The organism is Paenibacillus sp. FSL M7-0134 (genome assembly GCF_038007865.1).
Classification (GTDB): Bacteria; Bacillota; Bacilli; order Paenibacillales; family Paenibacillaceae; genus Paenibacillus; species Paenibacillus polymyxa_B.
Genome location: NZ_JBBOXV010000001.1, coordinates 3,111,734 through 3,125,862, shown reverse-complemented (window position 1 = coordinate 3,125,862; position 14,129 = coordinate 3,111,734). Strand labels below are relative to the sequence as shown.

9 protein-coding genes are annotated in these 14,129 nt (G+C 45.2%); 1 reads left to right on the top strand and 8 read right to left on the bottom strand.

What is annotated here, in order from left to right; all coding sequences use genetic code 11:
* Positions 1-155: 155 nt before the first annotated feature.
* The 8 genes from NSQ58_RS14015 to leuC form a co-directional block, all read right to left on the bottom strand.
* Positions 156-3,818, bottom strand: a complete 3,663-nt coding sequence (locus tag NSQ58_RS14015) for a dynamin family protein (RefSeq protein WP_341057604.1) — start codon at positions 3,816-3,818, stop codon at positions 156-158.
* 482 nt (positions 3,819-4,300) lie between these two features.
* Entirely contained in the window at positions 4,301-4,573 is a 273-nt protein-coding gene (locus tag NSQ58_RS14010; protein ID WP_013310628.1) for a hypothetical protein, read from the bottom strand.
* A gap of 56 nt (positions 4,574-4,629) precedes the next feature.
* Entirely contained in the window at positions 4,630-5,304 is a 675-nt protein-coding gene (gene nth / locus NSQ58_RS14005) for an endonuclease III (RefSeq protein WP_023989081.1), read from the bottom strand.
* Between the two features lie 213 nt (positions 5,305-5,517).
* Positions 5,518-6,168 (bottom strand): GerMN domain-containing protein, encoded by a 651-nt coding sequence (locus NSQ58_RS14000; protein ID WP_023989082.1) that lies wholly within the window; start codon positions 6,166-6,168, stop codon positions 5,518-5,520.
* A 45-nt stretch (positions 6,169-6,213) separates the two neighbouring features.
* Positions 6,214-7,713, bottom strand: a complete 1,500-nt coding sequence (locus tag NSQ58_RS13995; RefSeq protein ID WP_023989083.1) for an N-acetylmuramoyl-L-alanine amidase family protein — start codon at positions 7,711-7,713, stop codon at positions 6,214-6,216.
* Between the two features lie 293 nt (positions 7,714-8,006).
* Positions 8,007-9,581 (bottom strand): N-acetylmuramoyl-L-alanine amidase family protein, encoded by a 1,575-nt coding sequence (locus NSQ58_RS13990; protein ID WP_068942691.1) that lies wholly within the window; start codon positions 9,579-9,581, stop codon positions 8,007-8,009.
* Between the two features lie 232 nt (positions 9,582-9,813).
* The gene (leuD, locus tag NSQ58_RS13985) at positions 9,814-10,416 is read right to left on the bottom strand and encodes a 3-isopropylmalate dehydratase small subunit (protein WP_013310633.1); all 603 of its coding nucleotides are present in this window, start codon (positions 10,414-10,416) and stop codon (positions 9,814-9,816) included.
* Between the two features lie 20 nt (positions 10,417-10,436).
* Positions 10,437-11,861: a 3-isopropylmalate dehydratase large subunit gene (gene leuC / locus NSQ58_RS13980; RefSeq protein ID WP_013310634.1), complete on the bottom strand. Its 1,425-nt coding sequence runs from the start codon at positions 11,859-11,861 to the stop codon at positions 10,437-10,439.
* Between the two features lie 604 nt (positions 11,862-12,465).
* Here leuC and NSQ58_RS13975 point away from each other — a divergent pair.
* On the top strand, positions 12,466-13,944 hold the full coding sequence (locus NSQ58_RS13975; protein ID WP_226887761.1) for an FAD-binding protein: 1,479 nt from the start codon (positions 12,466-12,468) through the stop codon (positions 13,942-13,944).
* Positions 13,945-14,129: the final 185 nt, after the last annotated feature.

The following is a 14,129-nucleotide window of genomic DNA, read 5'->3' as shown; positions in this document are numbered from 1 at the left end:
TCAATTGGTGGGTGATTAGACAAATTAAATCGCTTTCTTATTATTGAATATGGCTATTTACTCAGTATTGCTTTCTTTTTGGAGCATGCATAAAACACCGGGTTGTCCCACAACCCGGTGTCCTGAACTTAAATAAATGGTGTACTTATTTATCTTTACTCCAAAGCCGCAATCTTGCCAGCAAGCTCTTCCCAAACCTGTGGCTGCTCACCGCCCATAAGGGCATGCTCCATGCCACGAGTCGTCTCCAGCATTTGCTCTCGAAGCTGAGCTTTCTGCCACATTTGTTCCTCCTGCATCAGCGTAACGTAAAAAGAAGACATTCGTTCTCGTTGCTGATCCACAGCTTCCCCGATTCGCTGGCGTAATATCGGCTCCAGTTTGGTTTGTAGATTCGCTCGCCCAGTTCCTTCAAAAAATAGCTTTGGATTTTTAAAGCTATTCCAATAGTCCTTCCAATGAATAGACTCCTGCAGGGAAATTTCATTCAGCTCGGGAACAGCCCAGTTTCTGGATTCAGGAATCGTACAATCTAGTCCTTGCAACTGGTGGTTCATGTGTTCTACGCACTGTTGTATAGTCTTGTGTACCAAAATTTGGCCCGTTTTTTCCAGCCGGAGTGTGGTTGCCAGCAATTCCTGAGACAGCTCCAGTTCGATTAAACGCATCAGCTCACGACCACAAGATGCAAAAGCCGAACGAAGATCACCTACTCCTTCACGCAGAACAGATGGATGAAAAGCCTCTGCCATAAATTCTCCAGTCCGATAGGACAGCCTTTGACGTACATGATACAGCAATTCATCGGTTTCACCCGATAACACAGATGCACCGTTGCTGTCAGTCAGGCCTAGGAGCGTATGCTCCAATTCTCCACGGATGCGAGTTAATCGCTCTAATCGAATCTCACGTTCTTCCTCGCTATACCGGGCATCGGTTGCATGTTGCTCTATGCGGTTCCGCAGCCGACCCAGTTCCTGCATAGCAGAAGCAATGGACAAACCTGCCAGCTCTTCGGCTGCAAATGCTGAAAAATCATCTTCAAATGCATCAAAACGTGAAGCTGAACGCAGCGAAGCCTCTCCCTGTTCGGCAGCTTCCAACGCCAGCATACTGGAAAGCGGATAAATACGTGGTTTTCGGATTCCATTCGCCTGTAGTTGTTCCTGTACATGCCGGGTAACAGAATGCAGTTCTTCTTCAGAAGAAGCCAGATCTGATGCATTAACTATAAAAAACGTCTGATCCAGCGCCAAGGTCTCTTTAACTCGACCTAGTTGGTTCAGGAACTGGCGATCACCTTGCGTAAACGCATGGTTATAATAGGTGACAAATACAAGAGCGTCCGCATGCTTCATATAGTTGAAAGTCACGCCTGTGTGTCGTGCATTCACAGAATCCGCTCCTGGCGTATCCACTAGCACGATGCCCTGACGGGTCAGAGCGCAATCATAATAAAGGTCGATATGCTCCACAAAGCATGATTTGTGCTCAGACGCAACAAAATCCCGATACTGCTCTAAATCCACCTGAAGCTGTTGTCCCAGCAAGCTTTCAGCTTCTTCCCATCCGGCTGCGGCAGCCTTCAAAAAACTATAATGAGGCCTACCCGCAGGATGGATGCCTTCCGGAGATAAAGCATGAACGGCTTCTTGCCAGCCCGCTGCCGCGGGTTCCCCCAATCCTAATAACCGAAATGAGTATTTAAGATCTTCCCGCAACGCGTCCACTGGTTTCATATGGACGTCAGCCGTGGCATGGCGCTCAGCACTTGCAGGCGCCATTATGCGGTTAATCGCCGCTGTCGTTGGATGCGGCGATACGGGCAACACAGCTTCACCCAGCAAAGCGTTGGCGAAGCTGGATTTCCCAGCGCTGAACGCTCCAAACAGCGCCAGCGTAAACTGCCCGCCCTCCAGCGCAGCGGCGCGGGCATGTAAATCCCGTACCGCCGCTTGCATGGCAGGGTACGGGCTTACCAGGGCAGCGGCAGCCTTCAATCGGGCCGCTGCTGCATCCAGCCGCGTGCGGCGGCCTCCGGCGGCAGGCTGTGCTGACGCCGTTCCTGCTAGCGGCTGCGCCGATGCGTTGCGCGAGCCAGCGATGTCAGAACGCGCAACGCCCGTTGGTGCCGCAGCTGGCGGGGCAGCAGCGGCGGTATCGGACGCCGGTGCAAGCGCGTCCGCACGGGGCAAGCCGCCTGGCGCGGACGCCTGCGGCAGCAAGCTGCGCAGCAGGCTGGCGTGCGAAGCCGAGGCCTGCACGCGGGTGCTGTAGCGGCTCGCCGCGTCCGCCTGCGCCAGCAGCGCAGTGCGTGCATCCGCGAGAGCCGCGCGGCGGGCTTCGGCTCGCACTGCAAGCTGGGCCAGCAGCTGGTCTACCAGCGTTAGCGCCTTACGGCGACAATCGGCGGTCACAGCAGCGCGTAGATCCTTGCAATAGTTCAACGTATACTCCGGCGACAACGCATTTTCCTTCACCGTCTGCTCTACCAGTTGCCGGTCCGTCACAGGGCGGATGTCATCCAGCTCCTGCTCCATCGCAGCGGACCACAAACCCTGACTGTCACCCCAAGACCTCAGTAGCTCCCGTACATGGGGAAGCAATTGTCCCTCCACCTGATCAGTCAGCATTCCTGCCAGCCGTTCCAAGCGGCTTTCCTTTTCTCGCTCAGTCTTTCCTCCTGCAAACCATATTCCTGTTTTGAAGCCCGGCTTGCGGCTCTCTAAGTATTCGCCTGCGGCTTCACGTAGCTCCGCTGGCGTCAAATGTGCGTGTTCCAGTAAATGATCCAGCTCTTGACGCAGTCGTTTACGCTCCTGCTCCGGAAGCACCTTCCAGTGTTCATCTTCTTGCTGCAAGGTTTTCTGCTCTATATCCAGGCGCAAAATGGCTTCTTCTCCACCTGCTTCTTTTAACAGTGTGTTCAGTTCCTCTTCTTCAGCTGCCTGCACAGTCTCCACATGTTGCTCTACCAAATGATGCATAGAGGACACTAAACTGTATGCCAAAAGCTCTGTTTTTCGCTCCAGCAAATTCGGAATCAGGTACGTCAACTGTTTCCACTGGTTCCATGGATGATTCTGCTCCTTCAAGGAAGTAAAGAGGATATCCGTATAATGAACCTGCCAGGCATGAAAGCTGGTCTCCACCTCATTACGATAACGTGTAAATGAAAGCTCTCGCTCCCGGTGTTTATCGATTTGATTGATGATCAAATATAATGGCTTGCCCCAATCCGACAAACTTTTGGCAAAGGACAAATTATTTTCAGATTGGACATGATTGTAATCCATCACATAAAAAACAATATCTGCCCAATGTAAAGCAGAATGTGTCGCCAGCGCATGTCCGTGGTCTGTGGAATCTACGCCTGGTGTATCCAGCAGCACTCCTCCGCTAGATAATATCGGAACATCCTCCCACACTTGAACCGATTCATAGGCTCCACCATTTTTACAATACTCAGCAAGCTCGGACAGGGAGGCTTCCATGCTTTCCGGCTCTGGATTTTCCGCTGATTTGGCTGGATGAATGAGCGCTCTCGGACGTCCATAACGGATGGACACTACATTAGCGCTCGTAGGCACCGGTCCAGACGGCAGCACAGTTTTACCACACAGGCTGTTAATCAAGCTCGATTTACCCGCTGAAAAATGTCCACAAAAGGCAATGGTCAGCTCCTGCGCATATGCTTTTTCCAGCAGATCACCTATCGCCTTCGCTCCCGCTTCATCCTCGGCTTTACGCAATGTACTCTGTATCTGTTCTATCGTATCCAACCACTTTCCCGCATCTCCTGTAATCGTTTGCATCATAAGCTACGGTTCCACTCCTTATCACTTGTCTGCACCAAATAGCTATATTGTAGCATTCCTAAGCCGTTGTGAGAATCATCACATCAAAAAAACTAAACAGCGCTCCCCTCCAGTACTTGGCATTAGGGAACGCTGTTTTCGTACATGATAATAATAAGTTCATTTTATTCTGTTCAAAACGGATCATTAAAAATAAATATTTAGGCAACCGAATGCAATTCATCAAAGCTCTCAAAGAGCACCGACGAAGCAAGATATGTATACAACGGGTGAGCCTGCTCATCACGTACATTCACCTTTTAGAACATGGGGAACGCGACACCATAATTCAGGGTCAAAATGTATGCACACTTCATTGGAACGAGGCTCTATCCATATCAGGATGGTCTGCAAGGTTCGTGTATATATGCGCCTTCGGGCTGGTTAAACCAGCCGAGCCGCCTACACCGGAACATGCAACGCATGTCGTCCGCGAATTGAACTTAATTGGCTGCAGTCTCAAGCACTGGCAGCAAAATTTCAAATACTTGACCATGCTGTAAAATCGTAATCCCACGGGATTTGTCCTTCATTACGACCACTTCTGGCTTTTGTGACATACGCTCCAGATAATGTTCAGGTACATCACCGGAATGACTAACTGTGATTCCCTCAAGCTCGCGCTCTTCGTTTTCAGCAAATTCTGTTGTTACAATTTGCTCAAAAATATCAGAGAACGCTTCAAAATTGTCTGTATATACCGAAATGCACTTCATACTCTTCATCCTTTTCTACACATAAATGGTTAAACCCTCTGTTACTCTGTGGGTCTTTAAGCTCTACGTTCCTTATCTTTTCTGATAAGAGACGTTTTCATACGTTTCTTGCCTTCCCTGCACACATCAAGTAACGGACATACCTGACATTGAGGATTTTGAGCTTTACAATGGTAGCGTCCGAAAAAAATAAGCCTGTGGTGGGTCAAAGACCATTCATCCCTAGGTACCCTCTTCATCAGCTTTTTTTCCACCTCAAGCACTGAATCATCCCACCCTGCAAAACCGAGCCGTTTGGAAATACGCTCTACATGCGTATCTACCGCAATAGCCGGTACATTAAAAGCAGTAGATACTACGACGTTAGCCGTCTTACGGCCAACACCGGGTAGCTTAACCAGTTGATCGTGCTCCGAAGGTATCTCTCCCCCGTACTGGTCTATTAAAATACGACAGAGGTTATGAATATGCTTGGCCTTGTTTCGGTACAAGCCGATTCTGCGAATATCCTGCTCCAGTTCCTCAAGAGGAACAGCCAAATAATCCTCAGGTGACTTGTATTTTTGAAACAGGTCTGCCGTTACTTTATTGACCATCTGATCGGAGCATTGAGCAGACAATAACACGGCGATCGTTAATTCAAAAGCATTGTCATGGTTCAACTCACAATGGGCATCCGGAAACATCGTACCGATGGTGTCCAATATATGACGTGCGGTTGCTGCATTCACGGAAATCCTACCTCCTACCAAAAAAAACGTCTTGATACGGGATAGCCCGCATCAAGACGGTCACTCTAAATAATCATCCGGAAAGAAACGAATACTATTTGTGCATGACTGCCTGCATAGGCGAGAAATACACTCCTATATTATCATTATCTGTCACAGATTGCACGTGAAAAGTGTGTAAATCTCCAAGAAATTTTCATACTGTCTGATCGGTTAGCGGCTCATGGGATGATCCAAATCTACATGTCCCATTAAGGACTCTAAAGATTGACCATCTACGAGCAAATCCAGCGTTTTGACTTCCTTGAATTGGAACATCGTTTTCTTCAAGGCATCGATAGCTAATTCCTCGCCACCAGCTCCCAATCGAGCCTCGTCCGGCAGAGAAATATCAAAAGTCAATGCACCGTTATCTAATTTGATCTTATGCACGGAAATTTTCTCGGACCACAACGGGATAAGAGCAGAATCCCCACTCTTTTGCAGAGCTTCAAACGCTTTTTGCAATTTTTCCAGCTCGCTTGGATAGGTAATTTCCTTTTTCTGTTCTTTCAAGCCGTTCTCTTGTGTATCCGTATAGTACACCGTAATCTGCTGTGTTTGTCGATCTCCTGAATTTTCCGTGTCCGTCTTGGTCTTTGTAGGCTCTGTTGACGGAGATGCAGGTGTTTGACTCGCCCCATTATTTTCAGCAGATTGAGCCGAAGGTTCAGGAGTCGTCTGTTCAGGTGTACTATTTTGTGCATTCGAAGTTTGTGTTTCCTGAGATGGAGTCGCAGGAGCCGTTGTTTGCTTAGAGGCACACCCTGCACCTGCAATGGCAAACAGTGCCAGCAGACCTGCAATTACGATTTTCTTGTTCATATGTCCCCCTCCTTGCTTGACGTTGACAAGCGATTTGTTGAAGATCTATTTTACGTCGAGATACTCTGTGATTCCATCTGCAATCCCTTGAGCTACCCGGTTTTGAAAATCTTCATCAAACAGTGTGGCTTCCTCTTTTGCATTACTCAGATATCCTACTTCAAGCAATACGGCTGGCATAGTCGTTTCCCGAATTACATGGAAATTGCCATAACGAATGCCTCGGTCTGTCAGACCCGTCGCAGGAGCAAAGTACTTATGCATAACGTTAGCGAACGCTTTGCTTGCACTACGCTGGTAATACGTCTCTGTACCGTTGGAGGCTGAGCTACCGCTGCTGTTAGCATGAATGGACACGAACACGTTAGCATTAAGGTTTTCAGCTACTTTTACGCGCTGTTTAAGCTCCAAGAATGTATCATCACTGCGTGTCAGCACAACCTCAAGCTTGGGGTTCTGCTTTAATATGCTTTCTACTTTCAGAGCCATAGCTAAGTTGAAGGTCTTTTCATAATTTTTTCTTGAAACACCAACTGCTCCAGAATCTTTTGCTCCATGGCCAGCATCAATAACAACGACCTTTTTACCATTGCTGTTAGTTGGTGATGTCTGCGTGTCATCCGGCTGTGAGCCATCTGGTAACGTTGCGTCTGGCGTGGTATTCACAGAATCTTTGGAAGCCAGATCGACGATAACACGATTCGAACCATCATTATATGCGGTATAATTCATGGCATGTTTCAAATCAATAACAACGCGCACCGTTGAAGGTTCCTTTTGGAATAAAGCATAACGGATACCGGACACATCCGCTTCATTCTCAATGTCCAGCGAACCATTTAAGTTGCTATCCAGCTTTTGCTGCTCTCCGAAATTGTCAGCAAACGCAGTCGCTGGCAAATCCACCACTACCCGATCAGGGCCTGCCATCGTAAACGCTTTCGGCTTGACGGCACTGGCTGTTGTGATGGTTAAACGGTTTTGGCTGAAACTAACTCCCTGCACCTGTGTAACACCTGAGTTCGCATTATTCGTTGGTGCAGTAACACTACCAGTACCTGTACTGTTATTTCCGGACTTGGGAGGTGTAAATTCCCCGTTTCCAGACCCGCTACTGCGGGTATATAATTTTACGGACTTGGAGCTGCTGTCCCATTTTACGTCCAGTCCCATTTGCTCGCCGATAAAACGAAGCGGTACAAGGGCATAATTGGAACGCAGCAGAGGCGAAGCATCCAGACTAATGTCGCTTCCATTGACAGTCGCCGTCTTACTTCCGATTATCATTCGGATCGAGGTACTGTCTTTCTCAATCGTTATGGTTCGCGCCTGCTGCTTCCACGTCACGTCATATCCCAAATTTTCAGAAATTACGCGTAGCGGGACCATTGTACTTCCGCCAATTACTTGTGCCTTAGCACCACTAGGGACACTTAACTGTTGATCGTCGAGATAGATTTGTGTTCCACTCGAAGCCGCATGTCCATAACCCGGAACCGCCCACATGAAGACAAATAATAACAACAAAAAACCAAATTTCTTCATTCGTCACCCTTCCATTCATAATTTTTTTGCCACATGCTCCGGTGCGGCGACCTGATATACGCGCTTATGTAATATCAGACAACCTTATAGACGTTATCTCACACCAAAAGTTGCGAATATATTCCATCATAACAGAAATATACGTGCCAAAGAACTATTTTTGTCGAATTTTGACTAAAAATATAGATCATTCGCTTTCCGTCAAAAGTCACAGCCAAAAAAACTAAAAAAGCTACTTTTCACCCCATGAATTTTCATTAAAAGGTGGAAAGTAGCTTTTATTGTAAACATCCTTAGTTAAGTGATTCAGTTGCTCCTGTGCCTGTTCCAAGATACTCCTTCAACCCATCGACAATACCTTCGGCGATCTTTTCCTGTGTTTCTTCTGTGAACATGGCTGCTTCATTTGATAAATTACTAAGGTAGCCACATTCCAGCAATACAGCGGGCATTTGTGATTTTCTCGTCACCACATGGTTTGCCACCCTGATGCCATTATCCTTAAATCCGGTAGCCGCTACAAGATATTTATGCATCGCCTTTGCCAGTGCCAAACTGTCCTGGCGTGCATAATAGGTTTCAGAGCCATTGGTTTTTCCTTTATCTGAAGCTAGCATACTATTACCATGAATGGATACAAACACGCTTGCCTGTTGACTATTAGCCAGTTGTGGTCGTTCATCCAGCGTGGGATACGTATCTCCATTGCGAGTCAATACGATTTGAATGTCAGGATCATTTTGTAGAAGCTGCTCGACCTTTAACGCTACCGCCAATGTAAATTCCTTCTCATGTCGCCCAGTCACACTACCTGCCCCAGGGTCCTTGCCACCATGTCCGGGATCAATGACAACGATTCGCCGTCCTTCGACATTCGTTGGTGTTACCACTACCGGATTCACACTACGCTCACGCAATTGAAGGGTGATATCGCCTAGGCCATTGGTTAAAAGGTCGTAATCACGTGCTTGATTTAAAGCAATGACAATGCGTACGCCCCCATTTTGTCCATCTGTGGGAGCAAATCTAATTTCCTGCACATCCTCACTGTCACTATTCGTCAACGCCCGCGTGCCATCGGTGCGAATCGGGAACGGCTGAAGAAAATCAGTCGCCAGTGAAGCCCCGGGTAAATCTACAACAATACGATCATTCCCCGTCATTTTGGATACTTTAGGGGTAACATCTTTGTTCAGAGAAATCTTTAACGTTTCACCCTCAAAAGTAATATTTTGTACAAGCAACGCATTTGCTGTGGTCTGTTCTGTATTTTGCTGCTTGGCTGGTGAAGATGCGGCTTCAGTATGCTTGTCTGCTTCAACTGGATTTATTGTCGTCGCTGTTGCTGAAGACGTTTTATTGGTGCTTGTTGTACTCTGTGTTGACGTTTGCGACGATGGTTGGGATTGAGACTGTTTACTCACTTGTTGAGTTACAGCCTTTTGACTGAGATTAACGGATTTACTTTTATTATTCCAATCTACTTTTAGCCCCATTTGCTCCCCAACAAAACGCAATGGGACCATGGTCGAGCTTCCCCGAAGCACAGGAGGTGCATCCAGACTAACTGTTTTTCCATTCACATCAGCCGATGTACGGCCTACATACATGGACATATCGGTACTATTTTTTTGAATTGAGATTTTATAGGATTGTGGTTCCCACTTGAATTGATATCCAAGCTGCTCCCCAACCACCCTTAGCGGTACCATGATTTTTCCATTGACCATTTCAGGCTTGGCATCTGCAGGCGCTTCCACCCTTTTGCCATCTAAAAACAAATCTGCTCCAGCCGCATTCGCATGAGGGGAGGACGGCCACAACCAAATCAGGATAGCCGCTAGTATCACCCAACCATATTTCTTCATTCTCATTCCCCTAACTTATATATGTATTTTTTGGTATTTCTCACAGACACAGTCCTTCAATCATTTTACATTTACAATACCATGCTGAGTCGAACCGTCAACCCCTTATTTTCCAATTTATTTTTTGAGCATGATAAAAGCCCGCAGGCAAAAGTAATGCCAGTACGGGCTTTCTGTCTAACAAATGAGCTAGCTATATGACTACGTATTGAAACTGAACTGGGAATTAACCCTATGCGCCTTGTTTCGCAGCACGTTTTTGTTCATAAGCCAGAATTTCAGATTCATGCTGGAGTGTCAGGCCAATATCGTCCAAGCCTTGCAGCAGGAACTGGCGGCGATGTTCATCCAAATCGAATTCAATTTTCAGACCATAATCGTCAGTGATCGTTTTATCATTCAGGTCGATGTTTAATTGGTAGTTATCATGCTGCGCCGTGCGCTGAAACAATTCCTCTACTTGCTCTTCAGACAGCTTGATCGGCAATATACCGTTTTTAAAACAGTTATTATAGAAGATATCCGCATAAGACGGAGCAATTACGCAACGAAACCCATAGTCCATAATCGCCCACGGCGCATGCTCACGTGAGGAGCCACAGCCAAAGTTAGCGCGAGAGATCAGCACAGACGCCCCTGCATAACGAGGCTTGTTCGGTTCAAATTCAGGATTGATATTGCCCGCTTCATCAAACCGCCACTCGTAGAACAGAAACTGTCCAAAGCCCGTACGTTCAATTCGTTTCAAAAACTGCTTAGGAATAATAGCATCTGTATCCACATTCACCCGATCCACAGGTGCTACAATTCCTTTTAATGTTGTGAAAGCTTCCATCGTAATTCCTCCTCTGTATCCTAGCGGACTACTTCTTCCTGCTTGAATTTCCAATCCCGTACATCAACAAAATGTCCATGAATCGCCGCAGCGGCTGCCATTGCTGGAGATACCAGATGAGTCCGTCCTCCGCGTCCCTGACGACCTTCAAAGTTACGATTAGAAGTCGATGCACAACGCTGTCCCGGTTGCAGTACGTCTGGATTCATCGCAAGACACATACTGCATCCCGCTTCACGCCACTCAAATCCTGCTTCTGTAAAAATGACGTCCAGCCCTTCTTCTTCAGCCTGAATTTTCACACGCCCCGAACCTGGTACGACGATGGCCGTTACTTTGTCAGAAACCTTGTAACCTTTGGCAACCTCAGCGGCTGCACGCAAATCTTCAATCCGCCCATTGGTGCAGGAGCCGATAAACACATAATCAATCGCAATATCCGTGATCGGAGTACCTGGCTTCAAATCCATATATTCAAGCGCTTTTTCAGCTGCTTTACGTTCGTTTTCGGTTGGCAGTTCTGCCGGAATCGGTACGGTTGAGGAAATATCTGTACCCATCCCCGGGCTGGTGCCCCAGGTTACTTGCGGAATCAAAGCATCTACGTCAAACTCCAGCACGACATCAAACTCAGCGCCTTCATCTGTGACAAGCTCTTTCCACTCAGCAACCGCTTGCTCGAAAGCAGCTCCTTGTGCTACATGTTGACGTCCACGCAAGTAATTGAAGGTGGTTTCGTCCGGTGCAATCATTCCTGCTCTGGCTCCGCCTTCAATAGACATGTTACACACAGTCATGCGCTCTTCCATGCTCAATTCGCGGATAGATTCACCTGTGTACTCAATAACATAACCTGTGGCGAAATCTGTACCGTATTTGGCAATGACACCCAAAATCATGTCCTTTGCTGTCACACCAGGTTTGCGGCGGCCTACAAAGCGAACTTCCATCGTTTTGGCTTTAGCTTGCTGGAGACATTGTGTTGCCATTACGTGCTCTACCTCACTGGTTCCGATACCAAAAGCGAGTGCTCCGAACGCCCCGTGTGTGGAGGTATGGCTATCACCACAAACAATCGTTTTGCCCGGATGAGTCAGACCAAGTTCAGGCCCCATAACGTGAACGACACCTTGATCCACCGTATCCAGATCATACAGTGTAACACCGAAATCACGGCAATTTTGAGTTAATGTATCAATCTGCTGCTTGGAAATCGGGTCCGTAATATTGTAACGGTCCTTAGTCGGCACGTTATGATCCATCGTTGCAAACGTAAGCTCTGGACGACGTACCTGACGTCCGCTAAGACGTAATCCCTCAAACGCCTGCGGCGATGTTACCTCATGTACGAGGTGAAGATCAATGTACAAAATACTCGGCTTTCCCGCTTCCTGATAGATGACATGGTTATCCCAAATTTTCTCGAACATGGTCTTTTTACTCATCATTATTCACCCCTGTGTTTTTCGAACCTAGTGGAGAGAAGCTAACGGCTCTCTCTTGAATGTCAACAATATACCACGGGATGTTTGATTGGTCTAAGATATGATATCTATAGAAGTGATAGGTTAAGGCTATAAGGATGGATACTATGAACTCTGTCGCCTTTTCTAAGGTACTGCCAGTTATTACATTAAGGATTTGTTTGAATATTCATACTGCGAAAGCTGAGTCAATTATATATTCTCAGATAATGTTGACAATATAAGGAATAAACTTGTACAATTAGGAAAATATTTTTTTGGATTCCATTCTTCGTTGGTAACAAGGATATTGGAAATCGTAATAAGAATCATCTTAGCGATTGCTATAATGGTTCTTTTTTTCCTCTACTTTTGCAAAACTGTTCGTATTTGATTTTGTTAGCTCTTAATAACTATATAAAGTATAAAACGAAATATAGTTATATAATTTGATATAAATTACAGGCAATTAACAACGGAGCAAGAATTTTATGAATATCATCATGATGCGTTTTGTTGCAACAAATAGAAAACTGACTACGAGATTCAGCCGAAGATAACATTCACATCCTAAAAGGGAGTTGGAATGATGAAACAAAATGGAATATCCGTTGAAAACTACACTCCAATTTTGATTGTCGGTACGGGGATCTCAGGGCTTACTGCTGCTTATTATTTGTCGAAAAATAATATTAAGTACACGATTGTAACAAAAAAGAATGCACCCAAACAAAGCAACTCCTTTCTTTCAGCCGCAAATACTCGGGTTCCATCAGAGAATGAAGTTAACAATATTATTAATCTTACTATTGATAAATGTGGAGCAGATCGATCAGTAATTGAAGCGCTATATAGGAATTCCAACATAATTATAAATTTCTTCAAAGAATTAGGAATTCCTTATGAGAAAACATCCTTTGGTATCATGCCTGAATGTTTGATTAAATCACATGGGGGAAAGAAATTAATCAATTGTTTGTTACAACATATTGAACAACCGATGTGTAATAAAATTTTGATTCATTTGGAAAAGTACGATCAAGGAATTATCGCAATATTTTATGACACACAATCAGATCAATTTATCAGAATATTTACAAATTATTTGGTATTAGCTACGGGAGGATATGCAGGACAATTCTGTTTCAATGATAATTCGCCGGGTTCAACTGGTGAAACGCTTATCTTAGCTAAAAAAATAGGTGCAAGATTAAAGGGAATGTCTACAGTAATGTGTCATCCTTGGTCTATATATAACGGAAGGCAAATTTTATTGGGCGGGGTTGTATCTTTGAGTCAAGGGAAAATAATAGATGAGGATGGAGTTCAATTATTAAAAGATAAGTATATTTGTGATGCAATTGCTCGAGATGATTACCACGAGATGATTGATGAGATTTTAAAATTCCAACTTGAATGTATCAAACAAAAAAAAGACATGTACTTGGATATGAGCCATGCTGATGAAAATGTTTTAAATGAAAAATTCAAAAAATATGGATTTAGTCCTAAGGTAGTTAAAAATAAAAGAATTAAAATTACACCAACGATGCACTATTCTTCAGGAGGAATCGAAATCAACGCTAATGCTGAGGCTATAAACTTGAATCGTGTTTTTGCTACTGGAGAAGCTCAATTTAATGGTGATCTTGGTATAGGAAGAATCCCTGGGCAAGCATTCGCATCGGGGATCGTTTTTGGTAAATTAATTGCGGACAAAATAGCTAATGAAGGTGTTTTCAATACTCAATATCAAACTTCATTTAAAGATCCACCTGAAACGATGCATCTGTATTCAAAAGAAAATAATGACTTTCCGATTGAAGAGTTTCAGAAAAAGTTGTCAACTCTAATGATGGATTTGATCGCTTCCAATCCACCTGTGGTTTCTCTATCATTCCTTAGAAAAAAAATACAAGAAAGTCAAAACATCATATTAAGTAGAGCAAGAGGATCAGGAAAACGATACGAGGATATTTTAACATTGTCTTTTGGATATTTTGTTGCAATGGAAATTATAGAAGATCTTGAAGCAAAGTCAGGCTTGTTGAGTATCCAAAAATAGGATAAAAAGAGTCGCCTTTTTGGCTAATGGAAAGCACCACGCAACCATTCCAAAAAGAGGCGACCCTCATGGATTAGCCTAGGGCCGAACGGCGAACCTTATAGATTCCTTAGGAACTGATGTGGCTATGCTTAAGAAATTAAATTCAGCACGCTTTAGTCATTATGACCAAAAGGATAAAAAGC